Below are 18,771 nucleotides of genomic sequence, written 5' to 3'. Positions count from 1 at the left end.
CCAGCCCGTGGCACCCGTTCGACAGACTGAGCCTCACCGCGTGCGCGAACTGGTGACAGATCCGGCGCGTTTATGACATCGGTGCTGGAGGCGTTGCTTCTGTACCAATGGGGGGATTTGCCTGCGGGCAATTTGGTGGTCGCATCGTGCTGCGTCGCGGTGGCAGCCACCCAGCAAAGGTTCGCGACCTCGGAGACATGCGCAAGGCCCGGGCCAGGCGTCACTCCGTTCGTCGTGCGAGCAACGGTTACTGTGATCGCAAGGGGCGGCGCGCCAGCGGTCACGAAGGGCCATGCGCCTTGGCGACAGGTGGTTTTGAAGGGAGGGACGAAGGCCGGTAAGTTGGGCCTCTCCGCGACGTATGGCCGCAAAGTCAGAACCGTAGAACCACCCGGGGGAAAGCGCGGCAGGGAGGCGTCAGAGCCGCGCGGTCCCTGAAACCCATGCGCCCGCAGCGCGTCCGGGTTTGTTCACTCCAACGCGCGGTAGCGGTGCGCTGCCATACGCTGCGCTGCCGCCTTTCTGAGGGCAAGGGTGCCGTTCGCCCTGGCCAAGTGCCGCCCTTTTTATCGCCGCTGTTTCATTTGATAGCCGCCTGGGCCTCAGTCGGTGCCTGTACGGGCCTGAGGTGCGGGTTCGGCGCGATCAGCGGTGCCGCCCGCGGATGCGTGCATATCCACCACCTGCGTCGCCCCGTTACCGGTTTCAAAGCGTGCCATCTGGCGGGTCATTTCCTTGGCGTCATTGGCAAGGGTCTGGCTGGCGGCGGTGGTTTCTTCGACCATGGCCGCGTTGTGCTGGGTCACCTCGTCAAGCTGGCTGATGCCGGTGTTGATTTCCCCGAGCGTAACGGATTGTTCCTCTGTCCCGCGCGCGATCTCGGTCACATTCTCGGAGATCGAGTTGACGCTTGCGATGATGTTTTCAAGCTCCGTGCCGGTGCGCCCGACCAGGGATACGCCGTCGGCGACATGTTTGGTGCTCTGTTCGATCAGCCCCTTGATCTCACCGGCGGCATCGGCAGAGCGCAGCGCCAGCCCGCGCACCTCGGATGCGACCACCGCAAATCCGCGCCCGGCCTCGCCGGCCCGGGCTGCCTCGACCCCGGCATTGAGCGCCAGAAGATTGGTCTGGAAGGCAATATCGTCGATGACAGAGATGATCTTGGCAATTTCCTCCGAGGAAGCTTCGATCTTGGACATGGCGTTGACGGCTTCTTCAACCACGTGACCGCTCTTCTTGGCGGTGTCGCGCGCAGTCTGAACGTTGCTCTCCACCTCCTTGGCGCCATCGGCAGCAGAGCGCACGGTTGCGGTCAGTTCCTCGATCGCGGCGGCGGTCTGTTCCAGCGTGGCGGCCTGGTTTTCCGTGCGATGCGACAGTTCGGCAGAGGATGTGTTCATCTCGTCCGCGGTTCTGTTGACCCCCTGAGCCACTTCGTTGACCGCGGAAATGGCGTCCTGCAACGCTTCGACCGCGCCGTTGTAGGAGCTGACCAATCGCTGGATATCCTCGCGGTCCGAGGGGGGCAGCCGATAGGTGAGATCGCCCTTGCGCAGTTCCTCCAGCGCGGTGCCGATCCCGAGCAGTTCCTGACGACGGCCGGTGACATCGGTGGCAATCTTCACCACCTGGATGACCTTGCCATCTGCATCCAGAATCGGCCCGTAGGTGGCCTGGATCCAGACCACATCACCGTTCTTGCGCAGGCGCGGAAACTGATCCGCATAGGGTTTGCCCGCGGCGAGGTCGGTCCACATTCGGGTGTAGCGTTCCGTCTTGGCAAAGGAAGGGTAGACAAACATGCTGTGATGCTTGCCCTGGATTTCGTCCAGCTCGTATCCCATCGTTGTGAGGAAATTCTCGTTGGCGCGGATGATCGTGCCATCCGGCTCGAATTCGATCAGCGCCTGGGTCCGGTCAATCATCTCGGACAACAGTCGGTTGCTATCCAAGGCGGAGACGGGCGTTTTCTTAGACTTTCCAAAAAGCATGACGGTTCTGACACTCGCTGAATTGGGAGGCGTCGCCTCGGAATTTTCGCACTCCTTGGTATGGAGAAGTTCCTAAACTTTCCTTGCTCCGAAGAAAAACCAGCATAAAATCGGCCGCTGTCCCGTTTGGAGGCGGCGAGATTAATAGAGGTTGTCGGAGCAAGGTGCTGTTAATAGAGAGAAGTTTCAGAAGTTCGCGCGCATCTTCTGACCAGTGAAATCTGCGCGAAACACCTCTCTTTGAGATGCGCACCTGCGAAACAGAAGAATGATCAGGCGTCACAACGCATCGCGCAGAGGGCGCACAGGTGCGGCTGCGGCGCCAGATGCGGCGCGGCTGAGAAAGAACATCAAAGGCGTTGCGCTGATGGCTTTATGCAATGATTTGCCCCCTCGGAGGCCGCAGTCTTTTGGTTCGCCCGGTCCAGGTGTGATGAGCGACCCAACGCGCCCTCGGCCGGTGTCTGAATTTCTGCGGTCCCATCAGGTCCGCCGAACCTTGTGCCCGATAGACCGTGCGGCAGGTGGGCGCTTGCAGCGGCGTGTCGCCGGGAGACTCGTTTGGAGGCCTCGGTGTCAGGCCCGATCCGGGGGCAGGCTCTTGCCCGGGCCCATCGGAGCATTGGGCGCGGGAAAGACGGCCTCGGCACTCAGGCGTGCCGCTTTCGGCATGGTGACCGGCAACAACACCAGGCCCGCCAGACAGGCAGCAGCGACAGCGACCAGGATCAGCAAGGTCATGTCGTTCAGCCCTGCGGTCCCGGTCTTTTTGGGGTCGGAGTGCAGACCACTATGGTGACGGTGTTGACGGATGCTTGTGTCTTGGGCCATGCCAAACGCCTTTCCTGTTTTGGAAGCAGCCGATACTCCGGGTGATCGCGGTGGCGTTTTCCATTGATCCTGGGAAAGATGTTAGGCGCCAGACCGCGTCAGGTATTGGCCGTTCCTGCCAAGGTCATGGCCGAACCTGCCACGGTCTTGTCATGGGCGGATCAGACGTTGGAGGCCTGCTGCTGCCTGAATTGTGCCGGGGCTTGTCCAACCCAGCGCTTGAACGCGCGGCTAAAGGTGCTTTGTTCGGAGAACCCCGTCAGAAAGGCAACTTCCGCGATGGAAACATCGCTTGTGCGCAGCATCTCCTGCGCCAGCGCCAACTGAGCCCGGCCGACAACATCGCGGAAGGTCAGCCCTTCCTCCGCGAGGCGACGATAGAGCGTGCGCTCACTCAGTCCCATGTCACGCGCGATGGTGGCGGCCTGGGGGCGTCCGTTACTCAGCGTCGGGGTGAGGTGATGCATCAATGTCTCGACAAGCGACGCGCCGTCTTGAAAGGAGCCGAATTCCGCCTCGAGATGCTCTGTCACAAAATCCGAGACAGCCGCATCACCAAGGCGGTTCGGCAGATCTAGCATGGTCGCGTGCATCGTGATCGTGTCGCGGTCCGCCTCAAACCGGACCGGGCAGCCAAACAGCTCTGCGTAGCGTGCAGGGTCGCTTCGGCAGGCATGACGGAACGACACGTACTCGAACGCAAGGTCGGATCCGACAAAGCGGCGCATATTTTGCGCGAACCCTGCAAGCGCGCCTTCGTTGCGAAACTCAAGCGTGGCGTTATGCGCGCTGTGTGGTTCGAATATCAAAGATGCCGAAACACCTGTCTCGCAGAGCCGGTAGACCGCCGTGTCAGTCACGAGACGATAGTACCGCTCCACGCGTTGTAGTGACTCGCGCAGGTTCGGCGCCGTCTTGATTGCAAGCCCAAGGACGCCGAGATGATCGGTTTGAACCTGATCGGCATATGCGGTCAGAAGCGCGACATCGTCTCCCGCGAAGTCACGGGAAATATCAAGGATATCGAAGTAATCGACATCCTCAATCATGTCGTTGTGAGCCGGACGAAAGCGCCGGACAACGCGTCCGCCAGCGAGCAGTTCCCCCTCGCTTGTCAGCGTCATTCCGGCTGATTGAGCCATCACACGCGCGAATGTAATTGTTACGCTCGGCATGGAACGGGACGATACAGCAACAGCCTGCGCGGAACCAGTCATCGTGAATGTTGAATGTGTCAGGCGGCTAGTCTTGTGGAGTGTGTGAGACCGCGCCACACCGCTGTCCGAAGGAACGCGCGCTCCCTTAGCCAAACATCTGCTTTGGGGAGGGCCGAACGATCACCTGTTGCAGAACCTCACCCGCAGCACGCGCGCCTGTGTGGTGGGCGGTCTTATTTTCTGACATTTTCTGACGAAAAAGGGCCGGCGACACCCGTCGCCAGCCCGCCAATGCCCGTTTGGTGGGATTCAAGAGGCTGACGGTGGGGTCAGCTTGCGAAACGGGTCGCGGTGCCGGGGTTGTCATTCGATGCGGACGCGGTGCTCACCTTGCCCACTCGAAAACTCGAGATGCTGCTGGCCAGTTTGTCCGCATCGCTTGCAAGTGTTTGCCCCGCTGCGGTTGTCTCTTCCACCATCGCTGCGTTGTGCTGGGTCACGCTGTCCATCTGGGCAACACCTGTGTTGATCTCGCCCAGTGTGATCGATTGTTCGGACGCGCCGCGCGCGATGTCTGCGATATTGTCCGCGATGGTCGAAACCACGTTGATGATCTTTTCCAGCTCCTCGCCAGCATTGCCGACCAGCTCCACACCGGCTTTGACGTGGGAAGAGCTTTCGGTGATCAGCGCCTTGATCTCGCCGGCGGCTTCTGAGGACCGCTGTGCCAGGCCGCGCACTTCCGACGCCACGACAGCAAAGCCGCGACCAGCCTCGCCGGCGCGGGCGGCTTCGACACCTGCGTTGAGGGCCAGAAGGTTGGTCTGAAAGGCAATGTCGTCGATGACAGAAATAATGTTGGTGATCTGTTGAGAGGAGCTCTCGATCCGCGACATCGCCTCGACCCCTTTGGCGACCACGGCGCCGCCATTCTCGGCGGTCTTCTTCGCCTCTACCGTGGAGGCCTCGACTTCAGATGCACCTTCCGCGGACTGGCGCACCGTCGCAGTCAGTTCTTCCATTGCAGCCGCTGTTTGCTCCAGCGTCGCCGCCTGGGTTTCGGTGCGTTTGGACAGATCGGAGGACGCCTCGCAAATTTCACGTGACGTGCGCTCGATCGCGCTGGAGATCTCTTGAACCATCGAAATCGACGCGCAGAGCCTTTGCGATGCTTTCTCCAGATTGTCACCAATCAACCGCAGGTCAGGAAGATTTGATTTTTGAAAGGTGAGTTCGAGATTGCCGTTGCTGAGGTCTTCGAGCGCTTTGGCGATTTCTGCGACGCCGGTCTGGCGCTCGGTGATGTCGCTTGCGATTTTCATGACGCCAATGACGTTGCCATCGTGGTCGTGCAATGGCGCGTAGGTGGCTTGGATCCACACTATGTCGCCGTGTTTGGTTACGCGCGGAAACTGGTCAGTGAAACTCTCTCCGGCGGCAAGCTGCGTCCAGAAATTCGAATACTCTTCAGATTTTGCGTATTCTTCATCAACAAACATGGAGTGATGCCGACCCACAATTTCGTCGAGCGAATATCCGACGGTGGACAGGAAGTTCTTGTTTGCCTCGATGATGGTGCCATCGCTTTGAAAACGAATGGTCGCCTGTGTCTTGTCGATCATGTTCAGAACAAACGCCTGAGCGTTGAGGCTCGCATCAGGTTTGGACTTGGAGCGTAAACGAGTGAACATCCTGGAAGCACCTTCGTTGGTGTGAATCGTTACATTGCGGATCTTCTATATTTGGTATGTTGAAAATCAGTAAATTATCGTGAGAGAAATCTTACGCGCGTGAAGACTTGTCACCCGTCCCGTAAACCAGCACGTGATCACTACTTTTGCCAACGCGGATGCGGTAGCCGACGGCCTATCATCCAGGGTGGCTGGCCGTTGCAGTGGGCGATCAGCGCGCGGATCTCCTGCGACCTGTTGGAGGTCCACGCCCCAATGAGCCGCTTCTTGTCGAATGGCCGGTTCTCGCGATACCGCTCGCCCTTCCGTATAATGTCGATCTGTGCCAAGTAGGCCATCGACCATCAGCGTATTCTTGTTCCATGACTGGCATGTCCCAACATCCCCCGAAATACCCCCAACAGTTGTGGGGGAAGGTGTCAGAACGTGCAAAAATACGCAGTAGACAGCCGGTTTTCGAGCCAGGGAAACGAGACGATGACGCGTGAAAACACCTTGAAAACAGATCTTTGGCGCTCTGCTCGCTTTTCGGTTGCGCCGATGATGGATTGGACGACGCGCGAGTGCAGATATCTCCACCGGCTGCTGTCAAAAGAAACGCTGCTTTATACCGAAATGGTTACGGCGCCGGCTCTGGTGCGGGGGCGGGCGATGCACTTGCTGGACCATGACGACAGCGAACACCCGATGGCGCTGCAATTGGGGGGCTCCGACCCGCAGGAGCTGGCCGAGGCCGCGCGGCTTGGCGCCGATGCCGGCTATGATGAGATCAATCTCAACTGCGGATGCCCGAGTGACCGTGTGCAATCGGGTGCCTTTGGCGCGATCCTAATGCAAAGCCCTGATCTGGTTGCGGAGTGCATGGCCGCGATGGCCGAGGCCGTGGATGTCGAGGTGACAGTGAAGTGCCGCATCGGTGTCGATGACCAGATCCCCGAGGAGATCCTTCCGACGTTTCTGGAGAAGATCCGCGGCGCCGGGGTGTCCCGTGTCATCATCCACGCGCGCAAGGCCTGGTTGCAGGGCCTGTCGCCCAAGGAAAACCGCGATGTGCCGCCGCTCGACTACGATCTGGTGCACCGGATGAAGGCCGCCTTTCCCGATATGCACATATCCATCAACGGCGGTATTGCCGCGCTCGAGGAAGCTGAGGCGCATCTGGCACGCGGTCTGGACGGGGTGATGGTGGGGCGTGCCGCCTATCATCAACCGGCGGATCTGCTTTGCGCGGCGGATCCAAGGATCTATGGCGGCGGATCGGCCAGCGATCCTGTCGACGTGGTGCGGCAGATGCTGCCCTATATCGAGCGCGAGATGCAGAAAGGGGCCCGGTTGCACCAGGTCACCCGCCATATGTTGGGTCTGTTTGCCGGGCGTCCCGGCGCACGGCAATGGCGCCGTCACCTGTCTGAGGGCAGCAGCCGCAAGGGCGCTGGACCGCAGCTGGTTGAAGAGGCGCTGGATCTCGTGCTGGCGCGGGCGGCCTGATGCAGGGGGCGCGCGATCATTTCTTCGAAAAGGGCTGGGTCCGGTTTCCGGCGAACGATGATACCCTGGCCTGGGCCGATCACGCGCGCGGGCATGGCATAAAGGCCGTTGAGGACCCCGCGCATGCGCCCTGGATCGATTGCGAGGGCACCTGGTTCATCGGCGTGGATGCCTTGCCCAATGATCCGAAGGGGCGGTTGCTGGGCGGGCCCGAACTCGCGGGGCCGGCGCTTCAGTTCATTGCCACCCACCTCGGCGGCATCGGGACGCTGCACCCGGCGCAGCTTTCGGTGATCTACCCGGGCTATCCGCGGCCGCGGCGGGGCGAAAGCGCGGCCGCGTTTGGCTATCGCCGCAATCGCGACGCCGCCCATGTGGACGGGGTAAAGATGTTTGGCGATGCCCGCCGTCGCCGGGTGGAGGAGCCGCACGCCTGGGTGCTTGGGGTGCCGCTCAACCGTGCCAGCGCAGATGCCGCGCCGCTGGTGGTCTGGGAAGGCAGTCACGAGATCATGCGGGCGGCCTTCTCTGCCGCCTTTGATGGCGTCGATCCGGCGCAATGGCATGAGGTTGATGTGACCGAGGCCTATGGCGCGGCCCGGCGCGAGGTGTTCGAGACCTGCCCGCGGATCACGGTTCACGCGCAACCGGGCGAGGCCTATCTCATGCATCGGCTCTGCCTGCATGGGGTCGCTCCTTGGGCCGAGGGGGCCTCCGCGCCGGAGGGGGAGGGGCGGATGATCGCCTACTTCCGCCCCGAGATACAGGATTGGCAGGCCCATTGGCTCGCCGATCCCTGAGGCCGGCGGCAGCAGTGCAGCGCCTGTCCTATCGGGTGCCATCCACCTGCGGCTTGCCTGCGGGACGATGATTCAAATGCCGATCCCCGGGCGGAATGCGTCCTGACCCTAGCGGCGCCCGCTGCGTGCGGCGCGCCCGCCACGTCTCCCTTTGGGCGCGGCAGAGCGGGAGGGCAGCTCTGCCATCACCTCGGCGCGTTCCGGGGCGCTCATCTTGGACCAGCGGGTGATTTCGTCAATGGAACGGGCGCAGCCGGTACAGAGCCGTGTCTCCGGGTGGATGACACAGAGCTTGATGCACGGGCTCTCGATTTCCTGCCGTTTCCAGACGTCATCGGACATGTTTCAACCACTCCTCATGTGGCGCAACCGGTCCAGCGCCCCTTGCAGGATATACGAAGCGGCAACATGGTCGATCACCTCGGAGCGACGTTTTCGGGACGTATCGGCCTCCAGAAGCGCGCGTTCGGCCGCGACGGTGGACAGGCGCTCGTCCCAGAAACCGATGGGCACATCGGTCACACGCGACAGGTTGCGGGCAAAGGCGCGGGTGGATTGGCAGCGCGGCCCTTCGGACCCATCCATGTTGCGCGGCAACCCCAGGACAATGCCACCAATCTCGCGCCCGGCGATGATCTCAAGCAGGCGATTGCTGTCGAGGGTGAATTTCTTACGCCGGATCGTTTCCAGCGGGGTGGCCACGGCGCCGATCCGGTCGGAGACGGCAACACCGATGGTCTTTTCGCCAAAATCGAGCCCGACCAGCGCGGTCATCGGGGGCAGGGCGTCGGCGAACTCATCAAACAGATCGTGGATCATTGGCTCGCCTCCATGCGGTCACGTGCTGCGGCCAGCATCTCCAGCGCCGCGTCATTGTCGGCAAACTGGGTTTGCGCCTCGGCATAGATCTCGCGGGCCTGCTCGATGCGGCCCAAAACGCCAAGCGCGGTGATCAGCCGGGCCCATTCCGCCGGGCTGCCGCCTTCTTCGGCAAGGCGTGTTGCGAGGCCGGAGACCATGCCCCCGATCATCTGCTGGCGATCCTCCGCGGACAGGTCCTGCATCGCCGCCATCTGTTCGGCGCTGGGGCCGGGCAGGGCGGGGGCGCCGTCGGCTGTGCCGCCGGGGGCAATCGGGCGATAGTCGACACCGGCCAGTGTCGCCATTTCGGGGATCTGGGCCTGGATCGCGCGGATCCACGGTGCGCCGGGCGGGCCTTGGCGCAGGGTCTCGGCCCAGATCTGGAAACCGCGATCCGGTCGCCCGACCTGTCCCATCAGGAGCCCCATATAATACCGTGCGCGACCGTCCTCGGGCTGATGAGACAGGGCGCGCAACAGCAGCGCCTCCGCCTCGGGAGAGACATAACCGCCCGCCGCCATGACGTGCAGTTCGGCCTGGTCGATCAGCAACTGTGGATCAACATCGCCTTCTTGCAGGGCAATATAGCGGGCGTTGGCCTCATACGCGGCTTTGAAATTGCCCAGTCGCGCCTCGTGTTGGGCCAGAAGTTGCTGGCCGCGCGCATCGTCGGGGCGATCCGCGGTGGCGGTGCGGAGTTCCTCGACCAGGCGCTGATAGTTCGGATCGATCTCAGGCGTCGGTGATGTGGGCAGGCGGGCCTCAGCCTCCTGCTGACCGGGGCGCGTGCGGGCGCGCTCTTCGGCCAGGGCGATCCGATGATCCAGCCCGAAATCACCATAGCCCGGTGCCCCGATCTGCCAGTAGAGCGCAGCGGTGCCGCCCACCACCACAAGCGCCATCGCCACCGCAGTGACACGGCTGGGGCCATTGGGTTGAGCCGCGCCGGTTTCGGCCGCCTGAACCTGTGCATCCGCGGCCAGAATGCGGCGCGAGATCTCGGTGCGCAGCCGTTCCGCATCGGCGGCGGTGACGATGCCACGGGCGACATCCCGGTCCAGATCCTTCAATTGCTGGCGATAGACCCGCAGGTCATAGGCCGCCGCCGGTTCGCCTGATCCGTTTTTGTTGCGCAGCAACACCAGCGCCAGAAACCCCGCCATCACAAGGGTCAACGCACCGGTCAAAATCCAAAAAGCCATGCTCTCTCCGCCGTTTGTTCCCATGTATAGATGCAGGCGCGCAGAAAAAAGCCCTATTGCTGCGACCCGCTGTCCCGTCTGCGGCGCGGGTAGCCAGTGCGTCAGATCCGACGGGCGCGGCCAATTCCCGGGCTGCGGCAGAGGCGATGTCGCAAACCTGACGAAACGCGACGATTAACGGCGCGGGGCGAGGCGCAAACGCAGGCATACCTATGTGCAGACACGAAGCATTGGATTCGCTCATGAAACGCTATTCAGCCTTTGCAGTGGCGCGGGAAGGTCTGCGCTACCACAGCGGGTGGGAACGCGCCTGGCGCTCACCCGAACCCAAACGCCACTACGATGTGATCATCGTGGGGGCCGGTGGCCATGGGCTTGCCACCGCTTACTACCTGGGTAAGAACTTCGGTATCACCAATGTTGCGGTGATCGAAAAGGGCTGGCTCGGCGGCGGCAACACCGGCCGGAACACCACCATCATCCGGTCGAACTACCTGCAGGACCCCTCTGCCGCGATCTATGAAAAAGCGCGCAGCCTCTACGAGGACCTGTCTCAGGACTTCAACTACAACATCATGTTCAGCCCCCGTGGCGTGATCATGCTGGCCCAGACCGAACATGAGGTGCGCGGCTACAAGCGAACCGCCCATGCCAACGCGCTGCAGGGCGTCTCGACCGAGTGGATCGAGCCTGCCCGCGTCAAGGAATTGGTGCCGATCATCAACCTCGAAGGTCCGCGCTATCCGGTGCTGGGCGGCCTCTGGCAGGAACGTGGCGGCACGGCCCGTCACGACGCGGTCGCTTGGGGCTATGCGCGGGCGTGCTCCGACATGGGCATGGACATCATCCAGAAATGCGAAGTCACCAATGTGCGCACCGAAAACGGTCGTGTTGTCGGCGTCGATACCACCAAGGGTGCGATCGATTGCGACAAGCTCGGCATGGTGGTTGCGGGCAACTGCTCTGTGCTGTCCGAGATGGCGGGCTTCCGCCTGCCGGTGGAATCCGTGGCCCTGCAGGCGCTGGTGTCCGAGCCGATCAAACCCTGCATGGATGTGGTCGTTATGGCCAACACGGTGCACGGCTACATGTCGCAATCCGACAAGGGTGAGATGGTCATTGGCGGCGGCACCGACGGCTACAACAACTACACCCAGCGCGGCTCCTTCCATCATATCGAGGAAACAGTGCGCGCGCTGGTCGAGACCTTCCCGATGGTCAGCCGCCTGAAGATGCTGCGCCAATGGGGCGGTATCGTGGATGTGACCGGTGATCGCTCGCCGCTGATTTCCAAGACCCCGGTGCAGAACTGCTTTGTCAACGCAGGCTGGGGCACGGGCGGCTTCAAGGCGATCCCGGGCTCCGGCTGGGCGATGGCGGAACTGATGGCGTCCGGGCATTCGAGCCTGGCCGAGGAGTTCTCCATGATGCGCTTCAAGGAAGGCAAATTCATCGACGAGAGCGTCGCAGCCGGGGTGGCCCACTGATGCGCGCCGCTCGCCTCTGGTCTCCCATGGGTCCGTCTGCCGCGCCTGCGGCGGGGAACTTCTGCGTGCGTTCGGGCGTTATAGCCCGGAACGCACTGAAACGCAGGAGGCAACCATGTCAGATCAAACGCAACACTCGTCCGGTTCCGGCAACGGGGCGCTCGCCTTCATCCTCGGCGGTGTCGTTGTCGCGCTTGCCGTCCTTGGCTGGTTCGTTCTTGGCGGTGAAAACCCCGTTGACGAACCCGATGTCAGCATCGAACTGCCCGGTGGCGGCGCCATCGAAGGTGACATCGAAGGCAACTGACCATCAGGGGCACGCTGCCTCTGCTGGTGGCGTGTCCCGCACCCGCGACACGCGTTTGCCCCGACGTGTGACCTTCGCGGCAGCAACCGGTGTGACCGCTGCTGCCTCCGGGGCCGCTCCCCGAACATTCTATCCCGCGACACTGCCTGCCATCTGGGCTGCGCAGGGCGCTGCTGTAACTCTTTCGACGGAGCACGCAAAATGCTGATCCTTGAATGTCCCTATTGCGGTGTCAAAGCCGAAGAAACCGAACTGCATGGCGGTGGCGAAGCGCATCTGAAACGCTTTGGTCCCGGCTCCTCGGACGATGAATTCCACGACTACCTGTTCATGAAGGAAAACCCGCGCGGGGTGCACCTTGAACGGTGGCGTCACGTCAACGGCTGCGGCAAGTGGTTCCACGCCGCCCGCTGCACCCAGACGCTCGAGGTCTTCGCCACCTACAGCGCCCAGACCACCGAGCCGCCGCAGGAGGTAAAGGACAAGATCTCCGCCAAACGTCCGGGCTGGACCTGGCGCGAATTCGAAGGTTGATCGCCATGTTTCATCTTTTCCCAAATACCTCCGCCGGAGGCTCCCAGACCTCCTGCCGCGAAAGGGTCGCATCATGAGCACGCGTCTCGCCAAACAGGGTCGTCTCATCGACCGCTCCAAACAGATCGAGTTTTCGTTCAACGGTAAGAAACTCAAGGGTTTCGCCGGGGACACGCTCGCCTCTGCGCTTCTCGCCAATGACCAGATGCTGGTCGGGCGCTCGTTCAAATATCACCGTCCGCGCGGCCTCGTCGCCTCTGGCTCCGAAGAGCCGAACGCGCTGGTGGGCCTCGGGTCCGGCGACCGCTTTGAACCGAACCAGCGCGCCACCACCACCGAGCTGTTCTCGGGCCTTTCGGCCCAGTCGCAGAACCACTGGCCGAGCCTCGAATATGACGTCGGCGAGCTGAACTCGAAGTTCTTCTCCCGCTTCCTGACCGCCGGCTTCTATTACAAGATGTTCATCCACCCGCGTCCCTTCTGGAAGCATGTGTATGAGCCCTTCATTCGCCAGTCCGCAGGTCTGGGCAAGGCGCCCGACAAGGAACTGAAGGACGCCGACACCTACGAGCACTTCTACTATTTCTGCGATGTGCTGGTGATCGGGGGCGGTGTGGCCGGTTTGCAGGCCGCGAAATCTGCCGCAGCAACGGGTGCCAAGGTGCTGGTTCTGGAAGAAAAATCCTATTGGGGTGGTCGCACGCCTGTGGACGGTGGCACCATCGAAGGGGTCGACGCCGAGGCCTGGATCGCCAAGACCGTTGCCGAGCTTGAGGCGATGGAGAATGTCACCCTGCGCACGCGCACCATGGGTGCGGGTGTCTATGACCACGGCTATATCCTCGGCTACGAGCGTCTGACCGACCACGCGCCGGGTCAGGGTGGCCCGCGTCACCGCCTGTGGCGCATCCGCGCGACGCAAACCGTGACCGCAACCGGTGCCATCGAGCGTCCGCTGTCCTTTGCGGGCAACGACGTGCCGGGCGTGATGCTGGCGGCCTCAATGCGCGACTACGTGGTGAACTGGGGCGTGACCCCGGGCCAGAAGGTCGTCGTCGCCACCAACAACGATGACGCCTACCGCACCGCCATCTCCCTGCATCAAGCAGGCGTCGAGGTCGTGCGCGTGCTGGACACCCGCGAAAGCGGCGGCGGCGATCTGGCCGACAAGGTTCGCGCGCTTGGCATCCGCGTTGAGTGTGGCCGGGCGATCGCCAAGGTCAAGGACGGCAAACGCGTCACCAAGGTTGCCATCTGCGCCCAGAACGGCGAGGGCGGTGCCCGCGAGGAGATCGAGGCCGACGCAGTTGCGATGTCCGGCGGCTGGTCGCCGGTGGTGCACCTGTGGTCCCACTGCGGAGGCAAGCTGACCTGGGATGACGCCCAGGCGCATTTCCGCCCCGATCCGGAGCGCGCGCCCACCGGTCATGACGGCAAACCCTTTGTGGTGACTGCAGGCTGTGCTTCCGGTCCGCTCACGCTCTCTGCTGTGATGGCGGATGCGGCAGCAGCCGGAGCCAAAGCGGCAGAGGCGGCTGGACGTCCGGCGCAATCGGTGGCTGAGGTTGCGACCTCTGATCTCACTGAGGCGCCGATGGAAGCGGTGTGGATGATGCCCGCCAAGGCAGACATCAAGCTGCGCATGAAAACCTGGCTCGACTACCAGAACGACGTCAAGGTTTCCGACGTGCAGCTGGCTGCGCGCGAGGGCTATGAAAGCGTCGAGCACACCAAGCGCTACACCACGCTGGGCATGGCGACCGATCAGGGGAAACTCTCCAATATCAACGGCTTGGCGATCCTTGCGGATAGCCTGGGTGCAGAGATCCCGCAGGTTGGCACCACCACCTTCCGCCCGCCGTATCACCCGATCTCGATGGCTTCGATCGCCGGCGAGGCGCGGGGTGAGATCTTCCAGCCGCTGCGCAAGACGCCGATGTACGACTGGCACGACAGCAACGGCGCCCATTGGGAGCCGGTCGGCCACTGGCGCCGTCCCTATGCCTATGTGCGCGCGGGCGAAAGCGTCCATGATGCGGTCAATCGCGAGGTCAAGAACACCCGCGAGAACCTTGGCCTGCTGGATGCCTCCACCCTGGGCAAGCTCATTGTCAAAGGGCCGGATGCGGGCAAGTTCCTCGACATGCTCTACACCAACATGATGAGCACGCTGAAGATCGGCAAATGCCGCTATGGTCTGATGTGTTCCGAGAACGGCTTCCTCGATGACGACGGCGTGGTCGCGCGCATCGACGAGGACACCTGGCTCTGCCACACCACCACCGGCGGTGCGGATCGCATCCACGCGCATATGGAGGAATGGCTGCAAACCGAATGGTGGGACTGGAAAGTCTATGTCACCAATGCCACCGAACAGCTGGCCCAGGTTGCCGTGGTCGGCCCCAACGCCCGCAAGGTGCTGGAAAAGCTGAACGCAAACGCGGGCGGCGGCATGGATCTGTCGAAAGAGGCGCTGGCCTTCATGGAGTGGAAGGATGGCGAGATCGGCGGCTTCAAGGCGCGCGCCTATCGCATCTCCTTCTCGGGCGAACTGTCCTACGAGATCGCGGTTGCGGCCTCCGAGGGGCAGGCGTTCTGGAACGCGCTGGTCGAGGCGGGCAAGGAATTTGGCGTCATGCCCTATGGCACCGAATGCCTGCACATCCTGCGCGCCGAGAAGGGCTTCATCATGATCGGCGACGAGACCGATGGCACCGTGATCCCGCAGGATCTCGGCCTGCATTGGGCGCTGTCGAAGAAGAAAGAGGACTACCTCGGCAAACGCGCGCAGCAGCGCAGCCACATGGCCGATCCCGATCGCTGGCAACTGGTGGGTCTGGAAACCGTCGACGGCTCGGTGCTGCCGGATGGCGCCTATGCGGTGGGCAATGGCACCAACGCCAATGGTCAGAAGAACACCATCGGCCGGGTGACCTCCACCTACTACTCCGCCACGGTTGGTCGCGGGATCGCGATGGGTCTGGTGAAACACGGTCCCAAGCGCATGGGCGAAGTCCTCGACTTCCCCGGCACTGACGGGAAAATCTACAAAGCCAAGATCGTGGAGCCGATCTTTTACGACAAGGACGGGGAAAAGCAGAATGTCTAACGCTGTAAGCGCCCTGGGCGGCGCAAGCTTCGCCGGTCTGGCCAAGGTCACCGACACTGGTCTTGGCGGCATGATCACCCTGCGCGGCGATTTCGCCTCGGCCAAGTTCCAGGCGGCGGTAAAGGCCACCACCGGAACCGAGGTACCGGCAACGCGCAAGATCGTCTTTGGCGACACTGGCGCGGCGGCCTGGATGTCGCCGGACGAACTGTTGTTGCTGGTGGACTACGACGGCGTTGATGCCGTCGTCGCCAAGCTGGGCGAGGATCTGGCGGGTGAGCACCACATGGCGGTCAATGTCTCCGATGCGCGGGCCTGTTTCTCGGTCAGCGGTGACGCCGCCTGCGAGGTGATCGCCAAGGTGGCACCGGTGGATCTGGACGACGGCCAGTTCCTCGCGGGTGACTTCCGCCGCACCCGCTTTGCCCAGGTGGCAGGTGCGTTCTGGCTGGATGAGGCGGGCGTGTTCCATATCGTCTGCTTCCGCTCGGTTGGCGAGTATATGTTCAACCTCCTGAAGGCGGCGGCGCATCCGCAGTCCAAGGTTGGTGTCTACGCCTGATCTGACGCCAATTGGAAACAGATTTGGAAACCACGATGCGGCCCCCTTGCGGGGCCGTATTCCGTTTGTGAATAGAAGGCGATAAGGTATTGAGGAGGCTCCATGTTTTTCAAGTCATTCACACTGTCCACGGTCGTCGCTCTTGGAGCGCTGTCCACTGCGGCTGTTGCGCAAACCTATGAGTGCACATTCAATGATGGGCATCGGCGCAATGTTATCCCGTCGCAGGTCATTGTGCAGCTGGCAGCCGACGGGCAGTCGGCGCAGGTGATCGACAGCATCAGTCATCATCACAAAATAGCGCCGGTGGCAGCGAAATTTGTCAAGAACACCACTAAGCGGCTGCGCGTGCGCTGGTCGCTGAAGGATGTCATCAGCAGCTCTGGCCAAAAGGCGACGCTGAATTTCTCGCTCACGCATCAGAAGGGCAACGGCAAAGCCTTTCTCAACATGGATATTCCGGGATATAGCAATACCGAGTCCGGCAACGGACGCTGCGCGGTGCGCAAGTAACTGTACATGGGATCTCTGGCATCCTTGCGATTTTCCGCCCGAGCGGGCTTGACCAATCCGAGGCAGAACCGCATGTATCCGTCAGGAACGCAACATTAAATGACAGGGGGCCAACATGGCTTTTGAACTTCCCGACCTTCCCTATGCACATGATGCGCTGGCGTCCAAAGGCATGTCTGCCGAAACGCTGGAATACCACCACGACCTGCACCACAAGGCCTATGTCGACAACGGCAACAAGCTGATCGCGGGCACCGAGTGGGAAGGCAAGTCGCTCGAAGACATCATCACCGGCACCTACAACAAGGACGCCGTGGCGCAGAACGGGATCTTCAACAACATCTCCCAGCTGTGGAACCACAACCAGTTCTGGGAAATGATGGGCCCGGGCGACAGCGCCATGCCCTCCGAGCTGGAAAAGGCACTGGTCGAGTCCTTCGGCTCCGTCGGCAAGTTCAAGGAAGAGTTCTCCGCCGCAGGCGCCGGTCAGTTCGGCTCCGGCTGGGCGTGGCTGGTCAAGGACACCGATGGTGGCCTCAAGGTGACCAAGACCGAAAACGGCGTGAACCCGCTGTGCTTTGGTCAGACCGCGCTGCTGGGCTGTGACGTGTGGGAGCACTCCTACTACATCGATTTCCGCAACAAGCGCCCGGCCTATCTGTCGAACTTCCTCGACAACCTGGTGAACTGGGAAAACGTCGCCTCCCGCATGTAAGTGCGGCCAAGGTGTGAAATTCAAAGGCTCTGCCCGGTCTGGGTGGAGCCTTTTTTGTTGCCGATGTTCAGGTTCCTCGACCATTGCGGGCTCTGTGGAACATCGGCGGTCTCCGGGCGTTGTTCCTTTGAACGGCAATGAAATGGAGGCTCAACATGGCAGAGCGTATGCGATCCAAGGACGGCCATCAGGAAACCCGGGATGTTCTGGGGGCTGAGGGCGCGATCTCTCACGGTGGGCGCAATGGCGGCCGGCTGGCCCGCGAAATCGCCAGCGCGGATGAGGAAAAGCGCGCTGTGGAGCGGCCAGCGGGGGCGACCCGCGTCACCAAGGCTAACGAACAGGAGGATCCGTCATGAGCAAGCTTGAACAAGGCACCTACATTCTGGTTACGGACAGCGAAAAGGCGCTGCTGCTTGAGAATATCACCGACGGGCAAAACCCGCATTTCGAGGTGAGAAAGAAAGAGGAGCAGGACAACCCGTCCGACCTTGAACAATCTGCCAACCGCCCGGGTCGCAAAGCGGACACCGGCGTCGGGCAGCGGTCGGCACTGGATGACACCGACTGGCACGAGCTGGCAAAGGAACGCTTTGCCGATGATATTGCCGACCTGCTCTATGCCCGCGCCCATCGCGGCAAGCTGGGTCCGCTGGTGCTGGTGGCGTCACCGCAGGTGCTGGGGGGCTTGCGCGGCAAGCTGCACAAGGAGGTGCAGGCGCTGATCCAGGACGAGATCCCCAAGACGCTGACCAACCATCCGCTTGATGAGATCGAGAAGATCGTGATGGATGAGCTCGCGGCCTGATCACGCTTTTCCGAACGGATTTTCGCAACAGCAGTTAATCCCCGCCTTAGGGCGGGGGTTGTCATGTCGGAAGGCTTGTGACCCGTTCAGGTGGTGTGCGTCGGTCAGGGGGCCTTTGTGAGTGCTGTCAGCGCGTCCGGCACGGTCTGCGCCCAGATCAGCGTGTCCAGAACTGCCGCATCGGCAAAGCCCTCGGCAATCACGTGATTGGCCAGTGAGCGCAAGGGCTCCCAATAGCCGGCGGTGTTGAGGACCACGATGGGCTTGGAGTGCAGCCCGAGCTGGCGCCAGGTGATCGCTTCGAACAGCTCGTCGAGTGACCCCATGCCGCCGGGCAGCAGGATCACCGCGTCTGCATTGTAAAGCATCACCTTCTTGCGTTCATGCATGGTTTCGGTGACCACATAGGTGGTCAGGTCGCGCTTGCCGACTTCGCGCCTGACCAGATGCTCCGGGATCACGCCAAAGGTCTCGCCGCCGGCGGCTTGCGCTGCGCGGGCGACCGTGCCCATCAGACCCACGTCCCCGGCGCCGTAGACCAGTCGCAGACCTGCCGCTGCCAACCCCGCGCCGAGGTCGCGGGCCGCATCCTCGTAGGCCGGGTTCGTCCCCATGCGCGAGCCGCAATAGACGCAGACAGATGTGACAGTCATGGCGCACCTTTCTCATTTTTAACGGGATTTCTCATCACGCCCGGAAAACATCGTGCTTT

General features: G+C 62.1%; 19 protein-coding genes. 11 read left to right on the top strand and 8 right to left on the bottom strand.

What is annotated here, in order from left to right:
* Positions 1 to 602 precede the first annotated feature (602 nt).
* From ACXAF5_RS11675 to ACXAF5_RS11660, 4 genes are all read right to left on the bottom strand, one after another.
* Positions 603 to 1,994 (bottom strand): methyl-accepting chemotaxis protein, encoded by a 1,392-nt coding sequence (locus ACXAF5_RS11675; protein WP_474946707.1) that lies wholly within the window; start codon positions 1,992 to 1,994, stop codon positions 603 to 605.
* A 576-nt stretch (positions 1,995 to 2,570) separates the two neighbouring features.
* Positions 2,571 to 2,825 carry a hypothetical protein gene (locus ACXAF5_RS11670; RefSeq protein ID WP_474946706.1) on the bottom strand — a complete coding sequence of 85 codons (255 nt, stop codon included), beginning with the start codon at positions 2,823 to 2,825 and terminating at the stop codon, positions 2,571 to 2,573.
* A 161-nt stretch (positions 2,826 to 2,986) separates the two neighbouring features.
* Positions 2,987 to 3,949, bottom strand: a complete 963-nt coding sequence (locus ACXAF5_RS11665) for an AraC family transcriptional regulator (protein WP_474946705.1) — start codon at positions 3,947 to 3,949, stop codon at positions 2,987 to 2,989.
* Between the two features lie 362 nt (positions 3,950 to 4,311).
* On the bottom strand, positions 4,312 to 5,673 hold the full coding sequence (locus ACXAF5_RS11660) for a methyl-accepting chemotaxis protein (protein ID WP_474946704.1): 1,362 nt from the start codon (positions 5,671 to 5,673) through the stop codon (positions 4,312 to 4,314).
* 477 nt (positions 5,674 to 6,150) lie between these two features.
* Between ACXAF5_RS11660 and dusA the strand changes: the two genes are divergently transcribed.
* Both dusA and ACXAF5_RS11650 read left to right on the top strand, forming a co-directional pair.
* Positions 6,151 to 7,161: a tRNA dihydrouridine(20/20a) synthase DusA gene (dusA, locus tag ACXAF5_RS11655; protein WP_474946703.1), complete on the top strand. Its 1,011-nt coding sequence runs from the start codon at positions 6,151 to 6,153 to the stop codon at positions 7,159 to 7,161.
* Complete coding sequence (locus tag ACXAF5_RS11650) at positions 7,161 to 7,961, top strand: hypothetical protein (RefSeq protein WP_474946702.1); 801 nt, start codon at positions 7,161 to 7,163, stop codon at positions 7,959 to 7,961. Before dusA ends, ACXAF5_RS11650 begins: the two co-directional genes overlap by 1 nt.
* Before the next feature lie 108 nt (positions 7,962 to 8,069).
* Here ACXAF5_RS11650 and ACXAF5_RS11645 read toward each other — a convergent pair whose 3' ends face one another.
* From ACXAF5_RS11645 to ccmI, 3 genes are read right to left on the bottom strand one after another with little or no spacing between them, the layout of a single operon-like run.
* A complete protein-coding gene (locus ACXAF5_RS11645; RefSeq protein WP_239319512.1) occupies positions 8,070 to 8,303 on the bottom strand; it encodes a DUF1289 domain-containing protein in 234 nt (77 codons plus the stop codon).
* A gap of 3 nt (positions 8,304 to 8,306) precedes the next feature.
* Positions 8,307 to 8,780 carry a Holliday junction resolvase RuvX gene (ruvX, locus tag ACXAF5_RS11640; protein WP_239319513.1) on the bottom strand — a complete coding sequence of 158 codons (474 nt, stop codon included), beginning with the start codon at positions 8,778 to 8,780 and terminating at the stop codon, positions 8,307 to 8,309.
* Positions 8,777 to 10,024 (bottom strand): c-type cytochrome biogenesis protein CcmI, encoded by a 1,248-nt coding sequence (gene ccmI / locus ACXAF5_RS11635; RefSeq protein ID WP_474946701.1) that lies wholly within the window; start codon positions 10,022 to 10,024, stop codon positions 8,777 to 8,779. The genes ruvX and ccmI overlap by 4 nt, the downstream gene beginning before the upstream one ends.
* 242 nt (positions 10,025 to 10,266) lie before the next feature.
* On the opposite strand from ccmI, the gene ACXAF5_RS11630 reads away from it, so the two are divergent.
* From ACXAF5_RS11630 to ACXAF5_RS11590, 9 genes are all read left to right on the top strand, one after another.
* Positions 10,267 to 11,511: a sarcosine oxidase subunit beta family protein gene (locus ACXAF5_RS11630; protein ID WP_239319516.1), complete on the top strand. Its 1,245-nt coding sequence runs from the start codon at positions 10,267 to 10,269 to the stop codon at positions 11,509 to 11,511.
* Positions 11,512 to 11,626: 115 nt separating this feature from the next.
* Complete coding sequence (locus tag ACXAF5_RS11625; protein WP_239319517.1) at positions 11,627 to 11,818, top strand: hypothetical protein; 192 nt, start codon at positions 11,627 to 11,629, stop codon at positions 11,816 to 11,818.
* Between the two features lie 201 nt (positions 11,819 to 12,019).
* On the top strand, positions 12,020 to 12,352 hold the full coding sequence (locus tag ACXAF5_RS11620; RefSeq protein WP_106165300.1) for a sarcosine oxidase subunit delta: 333 nt from the start codon (positions 12,020 to 12,022) through the stop codon (positions 12,350 to 12,352).
* A gap of 73 nt (positions 12,353 to 12,425) precedes the next feature.
* Positions 12,426 to 15,461 (top strand): sarcosine oxidase subunit alpha family protein, encoded by a 3,036-nt coding sequence (locus tag ACXAF5_RS11615; protein ID WP_474946700.1) that lies wholly within the window; start codon positions 12,426 to 12,428, stop codon positions 15,459 to 15,461.
* A complete protein-coding gene (locus tag ACXAF5_RS11610) occupies positions 15,454 to 16,023 on the top strand; it encodes a sarcosine oxidase subunit gamma (protein WP_474946699.1) in 570 nt (189 codons plus the stop codon). Before ACXAF5_RS11615 ends, ACXAF5_RS11610 begins: the two co-directional genes overlap by 8 nt.
* A gap of 102 nt (positions 16,024 to 16,125) precedes the next feature.
* A complete protein-coding gene (locus ACXAF5_RS11605) occupies positions 16,126 to 16,536 on the top strand; it encodes a hypothetical protein (RefSeq protein ID WP_474946698.1) in 411 nt (136 codons plus the stop codon).
* Positions 16,537 to 16,651: 115 nt separating this feature from the next.
* The gene (locus tag ACXAF5_RS11600) at positions 16,652 to 17,251 is read left to right on the top strand and encodes a superoxide dismutase (protein WP_474946697.1); all 600 of its coding nucleotides are present in this window, start codon (positions 16,652 to 16,654) and stop codon (positions 17,249 to 17,251) included.
* Between the two features lie 155 nt (positions 17,252 to 17,406).
* Positions 17,407 to 17,610 carry a hypothetical protein gene (locus ACXAF5_RS11595; RefSeq protein WP_239319539.1) on the top strand — a complete coding sequence of 68 codons (204 nt, stop codon included), beginning with the start codon at positions 17,407 to 17,409 and terminating at the stop codon, positions 17,608 to 17,610.
* On the top strand, positions 17,607 to 18,059 hold the full coding sequence (locus ACXAF5_RS11590; protein WP_239319542.1) for a host attachment family protein: 453 nt from the start codon (positions 17,607 to 17,609) through the stop codon (positions 18,057 to 18,059). Before ACXAF5_RS11595 ends, ACXAF5_RS11590 begins: the two co-directional genes overlap by 4 nt.
* Before the next feature lie 104 nt (positions 18,060 to 18,163).
* Here ACXAF5_RS11590 and ACXAF5_RS11585 read toward each other — a convergent pair whose 3' ends face one another.
* The gene (locus tag ACXAF5_RS11585; RefSeq protein WP_474946696.1) at positions 18,164 to 18,712 is read right to left on the bottom strand and encodes an LOG family protein; all 549 of its coding nucleotides are present in this window, start codon (positions 18,710 to 18,712) and stop codon (positions 18,164 to 18,166) included.
* Positions 18,713 to 18,771 lie beyond the last annotated feature (59 nt).

It is taken from the genome of Epibacterium sp. ABV4_022 (assembly GCF_056159345.1).
Note: the sequence above shows the minus strand (reverse complement) of the source record. Positions and strands in the feature narration are given on the sequence as shown.